Consider the following 18960-nt stretch of genomic DNA (forward strand, 5'->3'; position numbering starts at 1 on the left):
TCGGGTTTTCGAATCGTCGTTTTGCAGCGCTCGCACCGTCCCTACGCCAGTATGAACTGGATCAGGTTCAACGGGTCACCGCGCTGCTTGTCCCTTGCGGTTGGCGTAGCGAAATCTCAGCCCCTTGTCGGGACACCCCTGGTGAATGCATTAAGTCTGGCCAAAAGCGGCCGGTCTGTCAACGCGGAAGGTGAGCCTCAGGCGCCGGCACGAGGCACCTCGAACTGCTGGCCGGGGCGCAATCCCTTGAAGCGCTCATTGCCAATGCCGGCCGCAGACATGGCCACGCCCAGTGCCTTCGGCGGATCGTCGATGCCTTCATTGGTCAGCTGGAACGTGCCGAAATGGTGGCCTATGCCGAAGGCCGCGCCGCTCAAGCGAAAGCCTTCGATCGCTTCTTCCGGGTTCTGGTGCTGTGCCTTCATGAACCAGCGCGGCTCGTAGGCCCCGATCGGCATGATGGCGATCCTGATGTCGCCATGCTTTTCACGGACTTCGCGATAATGCTTTCCTTCGGCATAGCCGGTATCGCCGATGTAATAGATCTTGCCGCCTGGCGTCTCGATGACGAAGGCAGCCCAGAGCGCCATGCGCCGGTCGCCCATACCGCGTGCCGACCAGTGATGGCAGGGCTCGCAATGGATGGCCACGCCCTTACCGATCTCGACCCGGTCACCCCAATCCATGACATCAGCCACCATGCCCGGCATGTCGTCGCGCATGATGGTGTCGTTGCCGAGGGGGGTGACGATGCGCGGATTGTCCCGTCTGAAGAGGCGCCTCAGCGTTGCAGTGTCGAGATGGTCGTAGTGATTGTGGGTGACGATCACGATGTCGATCTTTGGCAAGTCGTCGAAGGTGACGCCCGGCGGATTGTTGCGCTTCGGTCCGGCAAAGGAGACGGGGCTTGCGCGTTCCGACCAGACCGGGTCGGTCAGGATGTTCAAGCCGGCCGTCTGGATGAGAAGCGTCGCGTGGCCGACCATGGTGACGACGAGCCGTCTGCCTTCGACACGGGATTCCGGCTTCGCCGTTACGACATCGGCAGCCTGGGCCGGTCTTGGCCACTCGATCTTGCCGCCGCCGAACTGCCAGCGGAGCAGATCGGAGAAGCCACGCGGCTCTTCGCCGCCCGGGTTGAAGAACACCTTGCCGTCGAAATGGTCGGAGATCGGACCGGAATAATAGCGGTTGCCCGCATGTGCCTCGCGCAAGCCGAGACCTCCGAGTGTTGCGGCAACGAGGCCGAAGCCCGACCATTTGAGAAAGCTGCGTCTGTTCATGGCTTACCCATATGTGGTTTTGTCAATTCTACGGCAATAGCGCTGCCGCAGATTGCTGGATGCAGCGGATCTCCCGAAAAATCGGGGCTTTGCTTGACTTCCCGACCGTTTTCCTGTTTATCCGCCACAATCTGCGAAGAGACGAGCACTCCGAGCCGCCGACCGGGACCCGAACAGGTATAAAGAGATCCCGGAGGTCAACACCCGACAGCGCGTTGCGCCCTCGGGTGCTTTTTGGCTTTGCGTCTTGTTTTCCGCGCGGAGAAGACCGAGGTTTGGGGTTCCCCGAACCATGCAAGGAAGAGCCGATGTTTGAGAACCTCCAGGACCGTCTTGGCTCCATTCTGAATGGACTGACCGGCCGTGGCGCACTGTCCGAGGCGGATGTCTCGGCTGCTCTGCGCGAGGTCCGTCGTGCCCTTCTTGAGGCCGATGTTGCTCTCGAGGTGGTCCGCGCCTTCACCGACAAGGTTCGTGAAAAGGCTGTTGGCGCCTCGGTCCTGAAGTCGATCAAGCCCGGGCAGATGGTCGTCAAGATCGTCCATGACGAGCTGGTCGAGATGCTTGGCACCGAAGGTGTGTCGATCGACCTCAATGCCGCAGCTCCCGTTGTCATCATGATGGTCGGTCTGCAGGGCTCGGGTAAGACGACGACATCGGGCAAGATCGCCAAGCGGCTGACGGATCGTGACAAGAAGAAGGTCCTGATGGCCTCGCTCGACACGCGTCGTCCGGCCGCCCAGGAACAGCTGCGTCAGCTCGGCGTGCAGACCGGCATCGATACCCTGCCTGTTATCGCCGGCCAGTCGCCGACCGATATCGCGAGCCGCGCCGTCCAGGCCGCGAAGCTCGGCGGCCATGACGTGGTCATCCTCGACACCGCCGGCCGTACGCATATCGACGAGCCGCTGATGATGGAAATGGCCGAGATCAAGTCTCGCGCCAAGCCGCATGAAATCCTGCTGGTTGCCGACTCGCTGACCGGTCAGGACGCCGTCAATCTCGCCCGCAATTTTGATGAACGCGTCGGGATCACCGGCCTCGTTCTAACCCGCATGGACGGCGATGGCCGCGGCGGTGCGGCGCTCTCGATGCGCGCCGTCACCGGCAAGCCGATCAAGCTGATCGGTGTCGGCGAGAAGATGACGGAGCTCGACGAGTTCCATCCCCGCCGTATCGCCGACCGCATCCTTGGCATGGGCGACATCGTCTCGCTGGTCGAGAAGGCTGCCGAGAACATCGACGCGGACAAAGCCCGCGCCATGGCCGAGAAAATGGCCAAGGGCAAGTTCGACCTCAACGACCTCGCCGAGCAGATCAAGCAGATGCAGGCCATGGGCGGCATGGGCGGGATCATGGGCATGATGCCGGGCATGGCCGGCATGAAGGACAAGATCTCGGCCGCCGGCCTCGATGACAAGGTCTTCAAGCGCCAGCTCGCCATCATCTCCTCGATGACCAAGGCTGAGCGCGCCAATCCCGACGTTCTGAAACATTCCCGGAAGAAGCGCATCGCAGCCGGCTCCGGCACCGATGCCTCCGACATCAATAAACTGCTCAAGATGCATCGCCAGATGGCCGACATGATGAAAGCCATGGGCGGCAAGAAGGGCGGCGGCATGATGAAGCAGATGATGGGTGGTCTCGCTTCGAAGATGGGCCTCGGCGGCATGGGTGGCGGCATGGGCATGCCGGATCTGTCGAAGATGGATCCGAAGCAGCTCGAGGCGCTTGCCAAGCAGGCGGAAGCGGCCGGCATGAAGCCTGGCAGCTTGCCCGGTCTTGGTGCTGGTGGCCTGCCGGGTCTTGGGGGTCCGAAGCTTCCCGGCCTCGGCGGTGGCGGTTTCCCGGGCCTTCCAGGCCTGCCGAAGAAGAAGTGAGAGGGCGCCGATGATTGATCCGTCCGTCAAGGAACAGCTTTCCGGCTATCGCCAGTCGATCGACAATATCGATGCGGCGCTGGTCCACATGCTGGCGGAACGCTTCCGCTGCACCAAGGCCGTCGGCGTGCTGAAGGCCACACACGAATTGCCGCCCGCCGATCCGGCGCGCGAGGAATACCAGATTACCCGCCTGCGCCGTCTGGCTCAGGATGCCAATCTGGACCCGGATTTCGCCGAGAAGTTCCTGAACTTCATCATCAAGGAAGTCATCCGGCATCATGAAGCCATTGCCGCCGAACATGGCGGTGCAACCGAAAAGACCGCCTGACGGCGGCCTCAACAAGAACAGGGTTTGCTGCGGCGACCTGAACTAAACCTCAAGGAGTATTCACATGTCCCTCAAGATTCGTCTCGCCCGCGGTGGTTCCAAGAAGCGCCCCTACTACCAGATCGTCGTTGCCGACGCCCGCGCACCGCGCGACGGCCGCTTCCTCGACAAGGTCGGTTCCTGGAATCCGATGCTCGGCAAGGACAACGAAAAGCGCGTCGAGCTGGACGCAGACGCCATCAAGGCCTGGGTAGCCAAGGGCGCCCAGCCGACCGACCGCGTTCTGCGCTTCATGGCTGAAGCCGGTCTCGCCGAGCGCGCGACCCGCAGCAACCCGGACAAGGCAAAGCCGGGCAAGAAGGCTCAGGAGCGCGCTGCCGAGCGTGCCCAGAAGGCTGCTGACGCTGCTGCTGCCGCTTCGGAAGCTGCTGCAGAATAATCGGCATAAAGCCGTTTCCAGCGGGCGGTGGGTCATCCCACCGCCCGTTTTTGCGTTTTCTTTCCGGTCGCTTCCGCCTGATACCAAGTGTCAATGATAGGAACCGATAGGATGGCTTATTGTGGGTTTCTGGCTAGGCGCGGCGCGCCGGGCGATGCTGTCGCATCGGCCAAGCGGCGCAACAACGCCAGAGGCCCACAATAAGCCACCTTTGGTCGGCTTCCCGCCCGTTCTGGCGTCGTCGAGTTCCTTGACCGATGCGCCAGCATCGCTCTTCGGACCTCTCCTAGCCAGAAAGGGCGGTCGAGCCGATCCTATGGGTTCCTATCATCGACACTTGGTATAAAAGGAATGTCGAACCGAGGTGTGTGCAGGACCGTTCCCACTCATGAGCAAGCTTGAAAATCCGATACTGATGGCCGTGATCGGTGCCGCCCAAGGGCTCCGGGGCGAGGTGCGGGTCAAGACCTTCACCGAGGATCCGCTCGGTCTCGGTGACTATGGCGTCCTCTATGCGGCTGACGGGCGAAAATTCGAGATCCTCGAAATCCGTGACGGCAAGACGGTTGCCGTTGTGCGTTTCCGCGGGATCAACGATCGCAATGCCGCTGAAGCACTCAACGGCACCGAGCTTTTCGTCGATCGTGATGCGCTGCCGGATGACGATCTCGACGAGGACGAATTCTACTACGCCGATCTCGAAGGTCTCGAGGTCTATGATGCCGAGAACAATCACTATGGTGCTGTGACCGCCGTCTATGATTTCGGCGCCGGTGACCTGCTCGAGTTGAAGGGCCCCGGCAAGCGCCCCGTGCTTATTCCCTTTTCCGAAGCGGCCGTGCTCGAGATCGATCTCGAAGGCGGACGCCTGCTTGTCGATCCGATTGCAGCGGGCCTGAAGGATGATGGGGAAGAGAAGCCCTACGGCAATGCCGGCGGCAAGCCGCGGCCGAACAATGGCCGCTGACCGCGCCATGCCCTTCAAGGCCTCCATCCTGACGCTCTATCCGGACATGTTTCCCGGCCATCTCGGACTGGCCTTGGCGGGCCGGGCGCTGGAGCGGGGCGACTGGGCGATCGAAGCAGTCCAGATCCGCGAATTCGCCGAGGACAAACATCGCAGCGTAGACGATACGCCGTCGGGCGGTGGTGCCGGCATGGTGCTTCGGCCCGATGTGCTTGCGCGCGCGATTGATTCCATAGCCGACGATGGACGGCCGCGGCTGCTGATGAGCCCGCGCGGTCGTCCGCTGACGCAGGAACGTGTTCGGGAACTCGCTGAAGGCGAGGGCGTAGTCATCGTCTGCGGTCGTTTTGAAGGCGTCGATCAACGGGTTATCGATGCGCGCCAGCTCGAAGAAGTCTCGATCGGTGATTACATTCTTTCCGGCGGCGAGCCGGCAGCGCTGACGCTGCTGGATGCGGTGGTGCGCATTTTGCCCGGCGTGATGGGCAACCAACTGTCCGGCGTGCATGAAAGTTTCGAAGGCGGGCTGCTAGAACACCCCCAATACACGCGCCCCCAGGTCTTCGAGGGGCGGGAAATTCCCGAAGTGCTGACGTCGGGAAATCACGCAGCTATTGAAAAATGGCGCCATGAGCAGGCGGTGAAGCTTACCCGCGAACGGCGCCCTGACCTGCTGCCCAATCAGCCGGTCAAGAAGTAGTAGGCGGCAAGGCCAAGTCCGGCCGCCACGACCAGCCAGCGCAGCACGTTCTGCGGCACTTTCTTGGCCATCGCGACGCCTGCATAACCGCCCATCGCCACAGCGGGGATCATGATGGCCGCATGCAGCCAGGATAGTGCGCCTGCACTGGCGAAGATCACGATGGCGACGGCCGCGATAACGATCGACAGGAAGTTCTTCAGCGCGTTCAGCCGGTGATAGTCGCCGCCGCTTGCCAAGCCCAGCGAGGCGAGCATCATGATGCCCATTCCAGCGCCGAAGAAGCCACCGTAAAAGGATGTGACAGCCTGCATCACAAGACCCAGAGGGCTTGCGGGATGGCTTTCACCCTTGGACTTCGGCCTCAGCTTGGGGCCGGCTGCAAAAATAGCGGTCGCACCGAGCAGCAGCCAAGGGACCATGGAGCGGAAGGCCGGGTTCGACAGCGAGATCAGGAAGAGCGAACCGCCAACCGCTCCGACTGCCGAAACGATGCCGAGCACAATTGCGCCGCGCTTCATCTCCTTGAGCTCGGCGCGATAGGCAAGCGTAGAGGTGATATAGCCCGGAAACTGCGTGACCGATGAGGTCGCGTTGGCGCTGATCGGGGGAAGGCCGGCGAGGGTCAGCGCGCCGAAGGTCAGGAAGGTCCCACCGCCCGCAATGGCATTCACTGCTCCCGAAAGAAAGCCGGATGCGAAGAGCAGGGCGATCAGAGCCATAGACATGCGAACTATCTCCACCGTGATGAGGAGGACGTGATAGGAGGAGAGTTCCTGCGCCGCAAGGCTTCGCACGGGATCGGCCATGCAAAAATTCGCCGCGTTAGGGGTGACAAGCGGAGCGTCTTGGTGTATTGCCCGCCTCGGAAATGGGCTCTTCGCCCGTCTGCCACAACAAAGAACTGCGAATTCGCTCCGGCCCGTCAGGGTCAATATCCTCAGGCTCGTTCCAAGGGATCATCGTTGAGCGCTCTGGCTGTTTCAGAAGAAAACCGAGGTTAGACATGAACATCATTCAGCAGCTGGAAGCCGAACAGGCCGCCAAGATCGAAGCCAAGCGCAAGCTTCCGGAATTCTCCCCGGGCGACACGGTCCGCGTCAACGTTACCGTCAAGGAAGGCAACCGTACCCGCGTACAGGCCTATGAAGGCGTTTGCATCGCTCGTTCGGGCGGCGGCATCAACGAGAGCTTCACGGTTCGCAAGATCTCCTACGGCGAAGGCGTCGAGCGCGTATTCCCGGTCTACTCGCCGCTCGTCGAAAGCGTCGAAATCGTTCGCCGCGGTAAGGTCCGTCGCGCAAAGCTCTACTACCTGCGCGATCGTCGCGGCAAGTCGGCTCGTATCGTCGAGAACACCGGCACCCGCGCTCGCAAGCTGAACGACGCCGAACGCGCCGCCGTTGCCGAGGAAAAGGCACGTCTGGAAGCCGAGAAGGTCGCAGCAGCACAGGCACTGGCCGCCGAAAAGGCAGCAGCCGAAGCCGCTGAAAAGGCCGCTGCAGCTGCAGCAGCCGCAGAAGCTTCTGCCGAATAAGCAGCTGCCAGCATATCGCATGACGAAAGGCTCCGGTTTCCGGAGCCTTTTTTCGTTTGGGCGGTCTGTCAGAGACTGACGCTGATTGCGCCGCCGGCGACGATGACGCATGCCACCAGGCGCCGGAACGTCAGAGGCTCACCCAGCAGTAGCGCGCCGATCAGAACCGCGAAGACAACGCTCGTTTCGCGCACCGCCGTGACGAGGCCCGCCGGGGCATAGGCGTAGGCCACGACGACGAGGCCATAGGCGAACATGGCAACGACGCCTCCGCCGGCCGCCTTCCAGGTCAGCGGCGAGCGCAGGTCGATCACCAGGCCCCTGCGTGTCACGGCAAAGGCGATTGTGATCATGATGCCAAAGAGAAAGAGCACCCAGAGAGCATAGGCGATGGGTTGTTCGACCAGCTTCACGCCGCGCGAATCGACCGTCGAATAGCAGGCGATGATGAGGCCGGTCGTCAGCGCAAAGAGGATCGACGAAGTTGCAGCCCGGGTTTTGCCCAGCGAGAGGCTCATGATGCCGGTCGCGATCAGGATCACGCCCAGTGTTTGCCAGGGTCCCAGTACCTCACCAAAGAAGACGAGGCCACCCAGCGTGACAAGCAGAGGCACGGTGCCGCGAACGATGGGATAGACCTGGCCGAGCTCGCCATGCCTGTAGGCTGCGACCAGGAACAGGCTGTAACCCACCTGCAGACCTGCCGAGGCCAGGATATAGGGCCACGCGGCGGCGCCCGGGATGGCAACGGTAAAGAGTAGGGGAAGCGTGATGATGCTTCCGGTCAGGCTCATGACGGTGATCGACCAGAGTTGATCGGCTCCGGTCCTCAAGAACGCATTCCAGCTGGCGTGCAGGATCGCGGCGACGAGCGCCAGCCCAATGGCAACGGCACTCACGATCGCGACCGGCGGTGCGAGAGGGCGAATTCACTGATGTTCATGGGAGTTCCGCGGGCGGTATGTGACAGTTTTATGACATCGCGACGATAGCCGCTTCGCCTACCTTTGCAACGGGGCGCCAAAAAGAAACCGCCCGCTTTTCAGCGGACGGTCATTGGTGTCATCAGTCTGATGCCGACTTACTTGAAGCTGCGGATGTCGACGAAGTGGCCGGCAACGGCGGCTGCGGCTGCCATGGCCGGCGATACCAGGTGGGTACGGCCCTTGAAGCCCTGGCGTCCCTCGAAGTTGCGGTTCGAGGTCGAGGCGCAACGCTCGCCCGGCTTCAGGCGGTCGTCGTTCATGGCGAGGCACATGGAGCAGCCCGGCTCGCGCCAGTCGAAGCCGGCAGCCTTGAAGATCTTGTCGAGGCCTTCGGCTTCCGCCTGTTCCTTCACGAGGCCAGAGCCCGGAACGATCATGGCGGAAACAGTCGAGGCGACCGTCTTGCCTTCGACGACCTTGGCCACTTCGCGCAGGTCCTCGATGCGGCCATTGGTGCAGGAGCCGATGAAAACGCGATCAACCGCGATATCAGTGATCTTGGTGCCCGGCTTCAGGCCCATGTAGTCGAGTGCACGCCATTTGGAGGTGCGCTTGTTTTCATCCGCGATCTCATCCGGGTTGGGAACGACGCCTTCGACGGAGACGACGTCTTCCGGCGAGGAACCCCAGGAGACGATCGGCGGCAGGTTGGCAGCGTCGAGCACGACGACGCGATCGAAATGCGCGCCTTCGTCGGACTTCAGCGTCTTCCAGTAGGCAAGCGCCTGCTCGAGGGCTTCGCCCTTGGGCGCGCGCGGCTTGTCCTTGATGTATTCGAAGGTCTTTTCGTCAGGCGCGATGAGACCGGCGCGGGCACCGCCTTCGATCGTCATGTTGCAGACGGTCATACGGCCTTCCATCGACAGGGCTTCGATCGCTTCGCCGGCGAACTCGATGACGTGGCCGGTGCCGCCGGCCGTGCCGATCTCGCCGATGATGGCGAGGATGATGTCCTTGGCCGTGACGCCTTCGGGCAACTTCCCGTCGACGCGCACCAGCATGTTCTTCGCCTTCTTCTGGATCAGCGTCTGGGTGGCGAGCACGTGCTCGACCTCGGACGTGCCGATGCCATGCGCGAGTGCACCGAAAGCGCCATGCGTAGAGGTATGGCTGTCACCGCAGACGATGGTCATGCCCGGCAGGGTAAAGCCCTGTTCCGGACCGACAATGTGCACGATGCCCTGACGCTTGTCGGAAGCCGAGTAGTATTCGACGCCGAATTCGGCTGCGTTGGTGGCAAGCGCCTCGACCTGGATGCGGCTTTCCTCGTTCTTGATGCCGAGGTGGCGGTCCGGCGAGGTCGGGACATTGTGGTCGACGACTGCCAGCGTCTTCTGCGGGGCGCGGACCTTGCGGCCTGCCATGCGCAGACCTTCGAAGGCCTGCGGGCTCGTCACTTCATGCACGAGGTGACGGTCGATATAGAGAAGACAGGTGCCGTCGTCCTGACGATCGACGACGTGGTCGTCCCAGATCTTGTCGTAAAGGGTGCGAGGTGCGCTCATGGGTGAGTTCCATCCAGACTGAAGTAACGGGATTTCTTGAAGTGTGAGGTCTTATCGCGCCGGTTGTCCGGTCACAGGAGCTCAGCCGCGAAGGCTCGCAAGGGCCCCTTGAACGCGCGCGAAGAAGCGTGCCGGCAGACGCTTGTGGTCCTGCAGCACGATGAACTGGTTCGCGAGGCATCCGAATTTCGATCCCATGACCGGCGTCATACCAGTTTTCATGAATGTCGGCAATTGCTTCGAGTGCCCCATGACATGCGACTGTCATGAAGCTTTCTTGCAAGCATGATTGATCTTCGTCAGTATCGAACTCCATTCGGAACCGGCGCCATGAACGAAGAGATCCACCGCATCAAGACCGAACTCCTCGACAGCTTCGACGAGGAGCTGGAGCAGCAGCTGGAGGAGGATAGGCTTGACCAGCTCGTCGCCGACGGCATGTCCGAACCGATGATCGACCGGAAGATCTACTTTCGCGAACTCTTTCGCCTCCAGCATGAGTTGGTTCGCCTGCAGGACTGGGTTCAATACAAGAAGCTGAAAGTGGTCGTGCTGTTCGAGGGCCGTGATTCGGCTGGCAAGGGAGGCGCGATCAAACGCGTGACCCAGCGGCTCAACCCGCGCGTCTGCCGGGTCGTCGCCCTGCCGGCGCCGACCGAGCGCGAGCGCAGCCAATGGTACTTCCAGCGCTATGTGCAGCATCTGCCGATGGCGGGTGAAATGGTGCTGTTCGACCGCTCCTGGTACAATCGCGCCGGTGTCGAGCGGGTCATGGGTTTCTGCACGCCGGACGAGCTCGAAGAGTTCTTCCGCTCCGTCCCGGAATTCGAACGCATGCTGGTGCGCTCCGGCATCATCCTCGTCAAATACTGGTTCTCGATCACCGACGAGGAGCAGGAATTCCGCTTCCGGATGCGGATCAACGATCCCCTGAAGCAGTGGAAGCTCTCGCCGATGGATCTCGAAAGCCGGGTACACTGGGAAAGCTATACCCGCGCCAAGGAAGAGATGCTGGAGCGCACGCATATCCCGGAGGCACCCTGGTGGGTCGTCCAGGCCGTCGACAAGAAGAAGGCGCGTCTCAACATGATCGCGCATCTGCTGAAGCAAGTGCCTTACGAGCATGTGCCGAAGGAAACGATCGAGCTTCCCGCGCGGGTGCGCAATGAGGACTATATCCGCCATCCCGTGCCGGCGGACATGTATGTCCCTGAAACCTATTGACGGTTCATCCAGGCTGAAATTCGCGCGTCTGCTGAAAGAAAAGGTGGCTGAAGGCTGATGGGGGAAGCTGTCCCGTCGCTTCGAAATATTTCTGGAGCACCAGCAGGGAGATCTTGCGCTCGGTCTTTCGATCGCAGAACGAGGCAACATAGGCGTTGGCGTTCGCCACGATGTCCTGCGCCCAAAGCGGATCCCGTTCCAGCGCCGCAATCTTGTCTTCTAGGTCGCTGAAATCGGGGCGCACCTCGACGAAGTGGCGGTCAGGGATCAGGCCGCCTTCCATGAACCATGTCTCGTAGCGCCCCTTCGGCATCACGCAAACACTGCCGGAGGCCATGATCCATTTCAGGTTGGTGGCGACATCGAAGCCCTCGATGGACAGGATATAGCGATAACCCATCTGGTCCTGCGGGCTCAGAAATCCTTTTGACCTGAAGCCCTCCTTGGTGTCCCCGACATGGCCGACATCGGCAAACGCGCTCTCATGATGCCGGCGGAGCAGTTCGGAGCGCAGCGGATTGTTGAGCGCTCCGCGCCACACGGCCATGGGCTTCTTCTTCTCCCAGGGCGTGTCATCGTAGCACAGCCGGAAATGCCTGAGCTTGTCGAGGTTCAGAAGCACGGAGTTTCCGTTCTCCCCGTCAGTCGGGCGACTTTTGACAAGGCTTGGCGCGTTCGGAACCCAGGTCACGTCACCGAAGAGATAGTTGACCTTCAGTTGGGTGGGAAAGTAGCGCAGATACTCGTCCAGATCGAAGTAGTAGCGGCTCCGGCCTCGATCGACTGCATCAAGCCTCACACCCGGTTTTGCGGCACCGTGACCCAACTTGTTGCAGTAATTTGCGCGCCGAACGAGTTCATCGAGTTCCGGCGCGTCTTCCAGATCGCGCAGGATCGACTTGCTTCTTTGTAGAAACCACTCCCTCGGCAACGCGTGACGGGCAATTCCCGTCGCGTAATAGCGGACCCGGTTGATGGTCGTCGCTGTGCCGCCAAGTGAAGGGAGCCTCATCCGCGACGCTCCCTCATGCGCTGTTCAAAGCCTCGCAGGAGGATCGACAGGCCGATTGTGAGCACCAGATAGACATAGGCCACGATCGAATAGGTCTCGAAGAAGCGAAACGAGCCGGAGGCGTAGACCTTGCCCATCTGGGTGATGTCGGCAACCCCGAGGACCGAAACGAGGGATGAGTCCTTCACCATGGCCACGAAGTCGTTCGACAGAGGTGGGAAGATGACGCGGATCGCCTGAGGAAAGACCACCAGACGAAAGCGCTGGCCGCGGCTCAAGCCAAGCGCCTTGGCCGCCTCGATCTGACCCTTGTCGATCGACTGGATCCCGGCGCGGAAGATTTCGGCGATGAAGGCCGAATAGCCGATCATCAGCGCAATGATCGCACGCCACATCAGGGAGATGTCACGCACCACCATCGGCTCGGCAAGGCCCGCCGATACGAGGGGTGACGTTACGAGGTTGTAGAGTGCGACGAAGCCTGGCGCACCAACGAAGGCGATGTAGAAGAGCAAGACGATGATCGGAATGCCGCGCACGACTTCGACGTAGAAACGGGCGATCTGGCGCAGGACAAGGCTGTCCGACATTCCCATGAGTGCAATCAGCAGGCCAAGCGCCGTCGCCAGGGTAAAGCCGATCAGCGTGACGAAGATCGTCACCCAGAGCCCCTTGGCCACCGTGTTGAAGACCTGGGCATAGAGGTCGCTGACGAAGATGACGCCAGCAAGGGCTGCCGCCAGCACAAGGAAGGCGATCAGCCACCAGGGCCGATCGCCTTTCTGGTCACCCTGGGGAAGGGTCTGAAATGCCATCAGTCACCCGCCTTCAGGTCGCAGGCACGGACGCGGTTCATTCGCCCATCTTGTAGTCTAGGAACCACTTCTTGTTCAGCGTCTCGATGGTGCCGTCGGCCTTCATCGCGGCGATCGCAGCATTGACGGGAGCGACGAGTTCGGAGCCCTTCGGGAAGATGAAGCCGAAGTCTTCCGAACCGAGCGGGCCACCGACGAGCTTCAGCCCGCCATTCGAGGCATCGACATAGCCCTTGCCGGCGGTGCCGTCCGTCAGCACCACGTCGACGTCACCGGTCTTCAGTGCCTGGACGGTCGCGCCGAAGGTTTCGAACAGCTTGATGCGCGGGTTCTGCTCGTTGCCGTCGAGGATCTCATAAACGGCCGTGTAGAAGGGGGTCGTGCCCGGCTGTGCGCCAACAAGACCGTCTTCAACGGCGGCGAAGCTCTTGCCGTCGGTAAACCGGCTCTCGTCACCGCGAACCAGCATGAACTGCTCGGAGCGCATGTAAGGGTCGGAGAAATCGACCTTCTCCTTGCGGTCTTCCTTGATCGTGATGCCGGTCATGCCGATCTCAAACTGGTTGTCCGACACGGCCTGAATCATCGCATCCCAGGAGGTGTTCTGATACTCGACGGTGAAATTCAGCCGCTTGGCGATCTCGTTCATCGCATCATATTCCCAGCCGATCTGCTGACCCGATTTCGGGTCGACAAACTGCAGCGGCGGATAGGCATTTTCCGTCACCACGACGACCGTCTTGCCGCCGAGATCCGGCAGTTCGGTTGCATGGGCCGAAAGAGGCAGCAGGGCAAGAGCGGAGAGACCGGCAAGGACAGCGCGGCGAAACAGCATGGAAATCTCCCGAATTGTGGCAGCGCACAGTGTCACATCTTGTTCAGGGATGGCAAGAAGCGCCCATACAGGAGAGCATCTCCGGCTCCTTGTTCTTGTGGAGCAGATCTCGTGGCGGTTCTGTTTTACAGACTTCGGCTGAAAAAACTGCCTTCTACCTGCATCGGTCAGCAAGCGATATCAACGGATGGTCTTCCCTTGCTGTCTTTGAGGTTGAAACCATGATCAAGCAATCGGCCGTTCTTGCCGTTACCCTCAGCCTGTTTTCACCGCTGGCCCATCCCGCACCGGTTTTCGCTCAGGAGGCTGTGGTTGCCGCGGCCGACAAGGAGGCTCTGTTCACGAGCCCCGATCCAAAGCTGCATGCCAACAAGCAGGTCGTCTATCACATCATGCGGGACCTTCTGGAGGCCGGGCACTGGGACCAGGCCGACCGCTTTTTGACGGAGCGTTACATCCAGCACAATCCGAACGTCGCGTCGGGCCGGGATACCGTCGTCGCGTTTTTCACAGAGGTCCTGAAAGTCGAGAAGAAACCGATCCCCGAGAAGCTTTCGACCCCCGTGGCTTTCGTCACAGCCGAGGGCGATCTGGTGACCGTCGGCATCGTCCGTGAGGAGAAGGATCCCAAGGATCCGTCGAAGACCTACACCACTACATGGTACGACACCTGGCGGATCGTCGATGGCAAGGCCGACGAGCACTGGGATTCGGCCGTCAAACAGTGAACGGCAGACGGGCCGCCTCCTTCTCGGGAGGCGGCCCGTCTCATGTCGATCCGCAGTGTCTCACGTGAATCAGAAGGTTGTCGTCTTTGGATCCGGTCCGATACGGGCGCCCGCATCGTCGAGACCGTTTAACGTATCCAGATCTTCCGCCGACAATTTGAAGTCGAAGACCTTGAAGTTCTCGCTGATCCGCGACGGCGTGACCGATTTCGGAATGACCACAAGACCATTGTCGATGTGCCAGCGGATGATGACCTGAGCCGGCGTCCGACCGAGCTTGGTGGCGATATCAGCAATGGCAGAATGACCGAGCAGCTTGCCTTGGCCCAGCGGGCTCCAGGATTGCGTCGCAATGCCATGCTTCTCATGGAAGGCGCGCGCCTCGCGCTGCTGGAAGTCCGGATGAAGTTCGATCTGGTTGATGACCGGGGTTACGCCCGTCTCGGCGATGATCTTCTCGATGTGCTCCGGATAGAAGTTGGACACGCCGATGGACTTTGCGCGTCCTTCTTCCTTCAGCTTCACGAATGCCTTCCAGGTGTCGACGAAGAGGCCACGATGAGCCGAAGGCCAATGGATGAGATAGAGGTCGACATAATCGGTTCCCAGCCGCTTCAGGCTGGCATCGAAGGCTTTCAGCGTCTGGTCATAGCCTTGTTCGGTGTTCCAGAGCTTGGTCGTGAGATAGATTTCCGACCGGTCGATCCCGGACTGGCGGATGCCTTCGCCAACGCCCTCTTCATTTTCATAGACGGCGGCCGTGTCGACATGGCGATAGCCGGCCGAAAGCGCGGCCTTGACGGCCGGAGCCGCTTCGTCGTTCGGGGTCTGCCATACGCCCAGCCCCACCTGGGGAATGCGGGTGCCGTCGTTCAGGGCAATATGCGTCTGGTCTGTCATCAATATCTCCAGATGTGTCATTGGTTGCGCTTGGCGCGAAATCGTTGGCGGTCACGAAGAGGCGCAAAAAAAGCGCCGTCCGCCTTCCCGGTATTTAGGATGCTCCGCCATCGGTGAAAGGCCCGCTCCGCGCAAAAGCCCTTAATCTCCGTTCAAAGAACCTGAAGCGTGGTGCTGGGACCGAGATGAGGGAGCAGGCGCCGCATATCCCGAGGACTGATGGCGACGCAGCCCTCTGTCGGTGTGTAACCGGGTCTTGCGATGTGAAAGAAGATTGCAGAGCCACATCTGCGCTTGCGGCTTCGCAGGTTCCAGTCGAGCACGATGCAGACGTCATACAACTCGTCGGTCCGCTGCAGTGTTTCATGACTGGGTTTGAAGGGTGCGCGGACGGGGCGATTGTAATTCGGGTCGCCGACTGCGTCGCACCAGAGCATGTCGGATGATGATCGGCGCATGCTCAAGAGGGTGGAGGGCCAGGGCCCTCGGTCACCCCGGCGATAGGCAAAGAGCAGAGGCATGACCGCGATCGGTGTCGCGCCATCACCCTCACGCTTGCGACTGGTGCGGCCGCCGCGGCCGAGGGCCGCTCGAAAGGTCAATGATCCCGCCTGAAGAATAGCCTGTCTTTGATTGCCGGGAGCGGGGCGGACCAATAGTCGTTTGACTGCTGAGCGTGCGATTTTCGCTGCATTCCGCCTCTTGGTCACGACTTTTTGCCTTGTTCGTGAATATTGTTGTATTCATAGCCCTTAAACGGCTGCGAGTAAGGCTTACATCCGGTGTACTTGGGCAGCAAGACCCGAGCACGGGACCAATTCGGAAGGATAACGGATGACGACGCGGACCATTCTGCTTGTAGATGATGACGACGATCTGAGGCAGATCCTGGTCGAGCAGCTCTCGCTCTACGAAGAGTTTGCGCTCATGCAGGAAAGCAATGCGACCCGCGCCATGCAGACGGCAAAAGCCGCCCAGATCGATCTGATGATCATGGATGTCGGGCTGCCGGACATGGATGGCCGCGAAGCGGTCAAGCTCCTGCGCAAGGGCGGTTTCAAGTCTCCGGTGATCATGCTGACGGGTCACGACACGGATTCCGATACCATCCTCGGCCTCGAAGCGGGTGCCAATGATTATGTCACCAAACCCTTCCGCTTCGCCGTTTTGCTCGCCCGTATCCGCGCGCAATTGCGCCAGTTCGAGCAGAGCGAGGACGCGACGTTCGGGGTCGGTCCCTATCTCTTCAAGCCGAGCCAGAAACTGCTGACGACGGAGGACGGCAAGAAGATCCGGCTGACGGAAAAGGAATCCGCAATCATCCGCTATCTCTATCGCGCCGGCCAGAAAGTGGTGACGCGCGATGTTCTGCTCGAAGAGGTCTGGGGTTACAATTCCGGCGTGACGACCCATACGCTCGAAACCCATGTCTACCGGCTTCGCCAGAAGATCGAGCGCGATCCCTCGAATGCCGAAATCCTGGTCACCGAAAACGGCGGCTACAAGATCGTTCCTTGAACGACGGATCAGAATGCGACGGGGATGAAGGCGACCTCTGTGTCGTTTTCATCCCCGTTTTGCGTTATGGACTGACAGCGGGCGTATCGAGGATGCCCGATCGGACCAGGAAACGTCATGTCACTCAGCGACGATATCGAGCTTTTGTCGGCTCTGCCTCTCTTTTCCGGTCTGGACAAGGATCAGTTGCGGCTGATCGCTTTCGGTGCCGAGCACAGGCAGGTCGCAGCGGGTCAGGCTCTCTTCCGGGAAAAGGCGCCGGCAGAATGCGCCTATGTCGTCGTTCGCGGCGAGATCGAACTTTATGTCATCGGCCGTGATGGAAAGCCGCATCTGGAAGCTCGGGTCGGTCCCGGGATCATGTTGTCCGAGCTTGCCCTGATCACCATGGTGGAGCGCAAATACACTGCCGTTGCGGTCGAGGATGTCGACGTCATCAGGATCACCCGCACGCTCTTCCACCGACTGCTCGAGGAGTATCCGCAGATGGCGCGCCAGGTCGAGGGGCGTATCAAGCAGTCGCTTGCGGCTCTGATCGACGGGGCGGAAGCGCTCGCGCCGAAATTCTCCTGAATAGCCGACGTTATATCGCCTGCTATGGATTCTGGAAGCGGGCCGTCACCGGAACATGGTCCGAAGGCTGGTTCCAGCCACGCGCTTCCTTGAGGATATCGACGCGCGACAGAAGTGGCGCGAGATCCGCAGACGACCAGATGTGATCGAGACGGCGGCCTCGGTCCGCTGCGGCCCAATCCTTCGCCCGATAGCTCCACCAGGTGTAGAGCTTTTCCGAAGCCGGTAGGTGCTGGCGCATCAGGTCGACCCATTTGCCCTGACGCATGATGTCGAGCAAGCCTTCGGTCTCAACCGGCGTATGGCTGACGATCTTGAGCATCTGCTTGTGAGACCAGACATCGTGTTCGAGCGGCGCAATGTTGAGATCGCCGACCAGAATGGAGCCCGTGTTCGGTTCCGCCTCGGCGGACAGGGCCTTCATCTCTTCGATGAAGTCGAGCTTGTGCCCGAATTTCGGGTTGATCTCGCGGTTCGGCTCGTCGCCGCCGGCCGGCACATAGAAATTGTGCAGGCGGATCCTCCGTCCGGCCCATTCGAAGACTGCCGAGATGTGCCGGCTGTCGCCGACGCCGCAGTAATCCTGCCGGTGGTCCTCCGCCAAGGGCAGTTTCGAGCAGATTGCCACCCCGTGGTAGCCCTTCTGCCCATGGATCACGATGTTGGAATAGCCGAGTTCTGCGATCTCCGCTGCCGGGAACTGGTCGTTCTGGCACTTGATTTCCTGCAGGCACAGGATGTCCGGATTTTCACGCTTGAGGAAGTCCTGGACGATCGGCAGGCGCAGACGCACCGAGTTGATGTTCCAGGTCGTGATTGCGAGTGTCATCGTGGCCGCCTTGAATGTTCCCTTGGCTTCTTAAGGTGTTCGGGTGCCCATGAACAGGAAAAGGCGGCTGATCCCTTGCGATCTGCCGCCTTCTCCACAGGTCGAAACAGAATGTCTTAGCCGCCGCGCTTCTGGCCGTGGACTTCGGCATAGGGAATTTCAAACACGCTCGGGTCGAACTGCACGCCGTTCTGCACATTGAAGATCATCACCGACGTATCCTTCTTCTGCACATCGGTGATCGTCCACTGGCGCAGTTCGTAGGACTTCGGATCGAACATCAGGGTGATCGTCGAATCGCCGAAGATCGTCCGATCGCCGAGCACGATCGTTGTCAGGTCCGCTTCCTGCTTGACGTCGCGGACCATCTGGTTGCCGAGATCGATCCGGTTGGCGAGAAGCAGGCTGAGCGGCGTCTTGTTGAGCGGGTAGAGATCCCAGGTCTTCAGCTTGGTATTGCCGATGACGACATTTTTGCCATCGGAAATCACGCGCATCGGCGATGGCTGTTCATAGTTGAAGCGCAGCTTGCCCGGACGTTCGATGAAGAACTTGCCGCCTGTCTGCTCGCCCCGCGGACCGAACTGGACGAATTCGCCCATCATGGTGCTCACGCTCGAGAAATGGTCGGCGATCTGCTGGGCCGCGCCCGCCTGTGCGAAGGCGGGGAACGGCAGAGCGGCGCAAGCCATAATCGCGGCCGTACCCAGCACGAACTGGCGACGGCTGGCCAACATCGGGAGGCGGGCGCTGCGTTCCTTGATTTCTTTCATGCGATACTCCTTCATATGCTTTCGGTCTCGCCGAAAAAGGCGGCGGCTTCATGACCGTCATCGCCTGTGCCGCTGCGGCAACTCGTCCGCACGTCCGCTTGTTCCATCCCAGAACCGATTGGTGC

Annotated in this window: 22 protein-coding genes and 1 riboswitch; of the genes, 10 read left to right on the top strand and 12 right to left on the bottom strand. The window is 60.7% G+C overall.

Translation table 11 applies throughout. From position 1 onward, the window contains the following. Nucleotides 1-20: 20 nt before the first annotated feature. Nucleotides 21-150: riboswitch (TPP riboswitch) on the bottom strand. Nucleotides 151-197: 47 nt separating this feature from the next. After that, the gene (locus SJY08_RS19370; RefSeq protein WP_300890225.1) at nucleotides 198-1283 is read right to left on the bottom strand and encodes an MBL fold metallo-hydrolase; all 1086 of its coding nucleotides are present in this window, start codon (nucleotides 1281-1283) and stop codon (nucleotides 198-200) included. A gap of 308 nt (nucleotides 1284-1591) precedes the next feature. On the opposite strand from SJY08_RS19370, the gene ffh reads away from it, so the two are divergent. The 5 genes from ffh (at nucleotide 1592) to trmD (ending at nucleotide 5600) form a co-directional block, all read left to right on the top strand. Then, nucleotides 1592-3163: a signal recognition particle protein gene (ffh, locus tag SJY08_RS19375; protein WP_300890226.1), complete on the top strand. Its 1572-nt coding sequence runs from the start codon at nucleotides 1592-1594 to the stop codon at nucleotides 3161-3163. Nucleotides 3164-3173: 10 nt separating this feature from the next. After that, entirely contained in the window at nucleotides 3174-3494 is a 321-nt protein-coding gene (locus tag SJY08_RS19380) for a chorismate mutase (RefSeq protein ID WP_006724273.1), read from the top strand. A gap of 64 nt (nucleotides 3495-3558) precedes the next feature. Further along, the gene (rpsP, locus tag SJY08_RS19385; protein ID WP_054150068.1) at nucleotides 3559-3933 is read left to right on the top strand and encodes a 30S ribosomal protein S16; all 375 of its coding nucleotides are present in this window, start codon (nucleotides 3559-3561) and stop codon (nucleotides 3931-3933) included. Between the two features lie 388 nt (nucleotides 3934-4321). Continuing rightward, a complete protein-coding gene (rimM, locus tag SJY08_RS19390) occupies nucleotides 4322-4900 on the top strand; it encodes a ribosome maturation factor RimM (RefSeq protein WP_054150069.1) in 579 nt (192 codons plus the stop codon). Between the two features lie 7 nt (nucleotides 4901-4907). Beyond that, entirely contained in the window at nucleotides 4908-5600 is a 693-nt protein-coding gene (gene trmD / locus SJY08_RS19395; RefSeq protein ID WP_300890255.1) for a tRNA (guanosine(37)-N1)-methyltransferase TrmD, read from the top strand. Here trmD and SJY08_RS19400 read toward each other — a convergent pair. Next, nucleotides 5582-6328 carry a sulfite exporter TauE/SafE family protein gene (locus tag SJY08_RS19400; protein WP_377278681.1) on the bottom strand — a complete coding sequence of 249 codons (747 nt, stop codon included), beginning with the start codon at nucleotides 6326-6328 and terminating at the stop codon, nucleotides 5582-5584. The genes trmD and SJY08_RS19400 overlap by 19 nt on opposite strands. A 278-nt stretch (nucleotides 6329-6606) precedes the next feature. Here SJY08_RS19400 and rplS point away from each other — a divergent pair, with 278 nt between their 5' ends. Continuing rightward, a complete protein-coding gene (rplS, locus tag SJY08_RS19405) occupies nucleotides 6607-7137 on the top strand; it encodes a 50S ribosomal protein L19 (RefSeq protein WP_377277677.1) in 531 nt (176 codons plus the stop codon). Between the two features lie 68 nt (nucleotides 7138-7205). Here rplS and SJY08_RS19410 read toward each other — a convergent pair whose 3' ends face one another. From SJY08_RS19410 to SJY08_RS19420, 3 genes are all read right to left on the bottom strand, one after another. After that, the gene (locus SJY08_RS19410) at nucleotides 7206-8036 is read right to left on the bottom strand and encodes an EamA family transporter (RefSeq protein ID WP_377277679.1); all 831 of its coding nucleotides are present in this window, start codon (nucleotides 8034-8036) and stop codon (nucleotides 7206-7208) included. A gap of 182 nt (nucleotides 8037-8218) precedes the next feature. Next, nucleotides 8219-9628 carry a 3-isopropylmalate dehydratase large subunit gene (leuC, locus tag SJY08_RS19415; RefSeq protein ID WP_054150072.1) on the bottom strand — a complete coding sequence of 470 codons (1410 nt, stop codon included), beginning with the start codon at nucleotides 9626-9628 and terminating at the stop codon, nucleotides 8219-8221. An 81-nt stretch (nucleotides 9629-9709) separates the two neighbouring features. Further along, nucleotides 9710-9850 (bottom strand): hypothetical protein, encoded by a 141-nt coding sequence (locus tag SJY08_RS19420; RefSeq protein ID WP_153763278.1) that lies wholly within the window; start codon nucleotides 9848-9850, stop codon nucleotides 9710-9712. Nucleotides 9851-9958: 108 nt separating this feature from the next. Between SJY08_RS19420 and ppk2 the strand changes: the two genes are divergently transcribed. Continuing rightward, nucleotides 9959-10852 carry a polyphosphate kinase 2 gene (ppk2, locus tag SJY08_RS19425; RefSeq protein ID WP_054150073.1) on the top strand — a complete coding sequence of 298 codons (894 nt, stop codon included), beginning with the start codon at nucleotides 9959-9961 and terminating at the stop codon, nucleotides 10850-10852. A 4-nt stretch (nucleotides 10853-10856) separates the two neighbouring features. On the opposite strand, the gene SJY08_RS19430 is transcribed toward ppk2, so the two are convergent. Genes SJY08_RS19430 through SJY08_RS19440 form a run of 3 tightly spaced genes read right to left on the bottom strand, consistent with a single transcriptional unit; the run spans nucleotide 10857 to nucleotide 13514 of the window. Beyond that, nucleotides 10857-11864 carry a glycosyl transferase family 90 gene (locus SJY08_RS19430; protein ID WP_377277682.1) on the bottom strand — a complete coding sequence of 336 codons (1008 nt, stop codon included), beginning with the start codon at nucleotides 11862-11864 and terminating at the stop codon, nucleotides 10857-10859. Further along, the gene (locus tag SJY08_RS19435; protein WP_069042773.1) at nucleotides 11861-12679 is read right to left on the bottom strand and encodes an amino acid ABC transporter permease; all 819 of its coding nucleotides are present in this window, start codon (nucleotides 12677-12679) and stop codon (nucleotides 11861-11863) included. Before SJY08_RS19435 ends, SJY08_RS19430 begins: the two co-directional genes overlap by 4 nt. Nucleotides 12680-12716: 37 nt before the next feature. After that, nucleotides 12717-13514 carry a transporter substrate-binding domain-containing protein gene (locus SJY08_RS19440; protein WP_054149795.1) on the bottom strand — a complete coding sequence of 266 codons (798 nt, stop codon included), beginning with the start codon at nucleotides 13512-13514 and terminating at the stop codon, nucleotides 12717-12719. 221 nt (nucleotides 13515-13735) lie between these two features. Between SJY08_RS19440 and SJY08_RS19445 the strand changes: the two genes are divergently transcribed. Beyond that, a complete protein-coding gene (locus SJY08_RS19445; protein ID WP_300890233.1) occupies nucleotides 13736-14242 on the top strand; it encodes a nuclear transport factor 2 family protein in 507 nt (168 codons plus the stop codon). 69 nt (nucleotides 14243-14311) lie between these two features. On the opposite strand, the gene SJY08_RS19450 is transcribed toward SJY08_RS19445, so the two are convergent. Together SJY08_RS19450 and SJY08_RS19455 are read right to left on the bottom strand one after the other, a co-directional pair. Beyond that, nucleotides 14312-15142 (bottom strand): aldo/keto reductase, encoded by an 831-nt coding sequence (locus SJY08_RS19450; protein ID WP_377277685.1) that lies wholly within the window; start codon nucleotides 15140-15142, stop codon nucleotides 14312-14314. Nucleotides 15143-15294: 152 nt separating this feature from the next. After that, the gene (locus SJY08_RS19455; RefSeq protein ID WP_377278683.1) at nucleotides 15295-15825 is read right to left on the bottom strand and encodes a L,D-transpeptidase; all 531 of its coding nucleotides are present in this window, start codon (nucleotides 15823-15825) and stop codon (nucleotides 15295-15297) included. 151 nt (nucleotides 15826-15976) lie between these two features. On the opposite strand from SJY08_RS19455, the gene SJY08_RS19460 reads away from it, so the two are divergent. Together SJY08_RS19460 and SJY08_RS19465 are read left to right on the top strand one after the other, a co-directional pair. Beyond that, on the top strand, nucleotides 15977-16660 hold the full coding sequence (locus SJY08_RS19460; RefSeq protein ID WP_054149798.1) for a response regulator transcription factor: 684 nt from the start codon (nucleotides 15977-15979) through the stop codon (nucleotides 16658-16660). A 117-nt stretch (nucleotides 16661-16777) separates the two neighbouring features. Further along, the gene (locus SJY08_RS19465) at nucleotides 16778-17233 is read left to right on the top strand and encodes a cyclic nucleotide-binding domain-containing protein (protein WP_054149799.1); all 456 of its coding nucleotides are present in this window, start codon (nucleotides 16778-16780) and stop codon (nucleotides 17231-17233) included. A gap of 22 nt (nucleotides 17234-17255) precedes the next feature. On the opposite strand, the gene SJY08_RS19470 is transcribed toward SJY08_RS19465, so the two are convergent. Continuing rightward, a complete protein-coding gene (locus SJY08_RS19470; RefSeq protein ID WP_377277688.1) occupies nucleotides 17256-18062 on the bottom strand; it encodes an exodeoxyribonuclease III in 807 nt (268 codons plus the stop codon). Between the two features lie 116 nt (nucleotides 18063-18178). Continuing rightward, entirely contained in the window at nucleotides 18179-18850 is a 672-nt protein-coding gene (locus tag SJY08_RS19475) for an outer membrane lipoprotein carrier protein LolA (protein WP_377277690.1), read from the bottom strand. Nucleotides 18851-18960 lie beyond the last annotated feature (110 nt).

This window comes from Rhizobium sp. R86522 (assembly GCF_042466255.1).
In the GTDB taxonomy this organism is placed as follows: Bacteria; Pseudomonadota; Alphaproteobacteria; order Rhizobiales; family Rhizobiaceae; genus Allorhizobium.

What these genes read in the sequence shown, in the direction of transcription:
- SJY08_RS19370 (WP_300890225.1), bottom strand. Translation starts at nt 1,283, where the DNA reads ATGAACAGACGCAGCTTTCTCAAATGGTCGGGCTTCGGCCTCGTTGCC.
- ffh (WP_300890226.1), top strand. Translation starts at nt 1,592, where the DNA reads ATGTTTGAGAACCTCCAGGACCGTCTTGGCTCCATTCTGAATGGACTG.
- SJY08_RS19380 (WP_006724273.1), top strand. Translation starts at nt 3,174, where the DNA reads ATGATTGATCCGTCCGTCAAGGAACAGCTTTCCGGCTATCGCCAGTCG.
- rpsP (WP_054150068.1), top strand. Translation starts at nt 3,559, where the DNA reads ATGTCCCTCAAGATTCGTCTCGCCCGCGGTGGTTCCAAGAAGCGCCCC.
- rimM (WP_054150069.1), top strand. Translation starts at nt 4,322, where the DNA reads ATGAGCAAGCTTGAAAATCCGATACTGATGGCCGTGATCGGTGCCGCC.
- trmD (WP_300890255.1), top strand. Translation starts at nt 4,908, where the DNA reads ATGCCCTTCAAGGCCTCCATCCTGACGCTCTATCCGGACATGTTTCCC.
- SJY08_RS19400 (WP_377278681.1), bottom strand. Translation starts at nt 6,328, where the DNA reads ATGTCTATGGCTCTGATCGCCCTGCTCTTCGCATCCGGCTTTCTTTCG.
- rplS (WP_377277677.1), top strand. Translation starts at nt 6,607, where the DNA reads ATGAACATCATTCAGCAGCTGGAAGCCGAACAGGCCGCCAAGATCGAA.
- leuC (WP_054150072.1), bottom strand. Translation starts at nt 9,628, where the DNA reads ATGAGCGCACCTCGCACCCTTTACGACAAGATCTGGGACGACCACGTC.
- SJY08_RS19420 (WP_153763278.1), bottom strand. Translation starts at nt 9,850, where the DNA reads ATGAAAACTGGTATGACGCCGGTCATGGGATCGAAATTCGGATGCCTC.
- ppk2 (WP_054150073.1), top strand. Translation starts at nt 9,959, where the DNA reads ATGAACGAAGAGATCCACCGCATCAAGACCGAACTCCTCGACAGCTTC.
- SJY08_RS19430 (WP_377277682.1), bottom strand. Translation starts at nt 11,864, where the DNA reads ATGAGGCTCCCTTCACTTGGCGGCACAGCGACGACCATCAACCGGGTC.
- SJY08_RS19435 (WP_069042773.1), bottom strand. Translation starts at nt 12,679, where the DNA reads ATGGCATTTCAGACCCTTCCCCAGGGTGACCAGAAAGGCGATCGGCCC.
- SJY08_RS19440 (WP_054149795.1), bottom strand. Translation starts at nt 13,514, where the DNA reads ATGCTGTTTCGCCGCGCTGTCCTTGCCGGTCTCTCCGCTCTTGCCCTG.
- SJY08_RS19445 (WP_300890233.1), top strand. Translation starts at nt 13,736, where the DNA reads ATGATCAAGCAATCGGCCGTTCTTGCCGTTACCCTCAGCCTGTTTTCA.
- SJY08_RS19450 (WP_377277685.1), bottom strand. Translation starts at nt 15,142, where the DNA reads ATGACAGACCAGACGCATATTGCCCTGAACGACGGCACCCGCATTCCC.
- SJY08_RS19460 (WP_054149798.1), top strand. Translation starts at nt 15,977, where the DNA reads ATGACGACGCGGACCATTCTGCTTGTAGATGATGACGACGATCTGAGG.
- SJY08_RS19465 (WP_054149799.1), top strand. Translation starts at nt 16,778, where the DNA reads ATGTCACTCAGCGACGATATCGAGCTTTTGTCGGCTCTGCCTCTCTTT.
- SJY08_RS19470 (WP_377277688.1), bottom strand. Translation starts at nt 18,062, where the DNA reads ATGACACTCGCAATCACGACCTGGAACATCAACTCGGTGCGTCTGCGC.
- SJY08_RS19475 (WP_377277690.1), bottom strand. Translation starts at nt 18,850, where the DNA reads ATGAAGGAGTATCGCATGAAAGAAATCAAGGAACGCAGCGCCCGCCTC.